This window comes from Pseudonocardia sp. SID8383, assembly GCF_009864975.1.
Lineage (GTDB): Bacteria > Actinomycetota > Actinomycetes > Mycobacteriales > Pseudonocardiaceae > Pseudonocardia > Pseudonocardia alni.
The window spans coordinates 1-254 of sequence record NZ_WWFY01001070.1; the positions used below are offsets into that span (position 1 = coordinate 1).

The following is a 254-nucleotide window of genomic DNA, read 5'->3' on the forward strand; positions in this document are numbered from 1 at the left end:
CGTCCGGGCCGGGCGCGACGACGTCGGTGAGGTCGTCGACGATGCGCAGCCGCGCGACCGGCCACTCCGGCACCGGCGGCGTGGCCGGGTCGTCGGGGGTGCCCGCGGCGTCCCGGGCTGCGGTGGCGTCGGTCGGGGCTGCGTCATCGGCCCCGGCAGCGTCATCGGCCCCGGACGGATCCGCGGAGCGGGGCGTGGCGGAGGCACGGCTCGGATCGGCGGTGTCGGTCTCGGTGTCGGTCGCGGTCTCGGTG

At 79.1% G+C, this 254-nt stretch carries 1 protein-coding gene; it reads right to left on the reverse strand.

The window, feature by feature from the left end; genetic code table 11:
* Nucleotides 1-254: hypothetical protein (locus GTW08_RS32245; RefSeq protein WP_237454194.1), on the reverse strand; the 254-nt coding region annotated here is incomplete at both ends.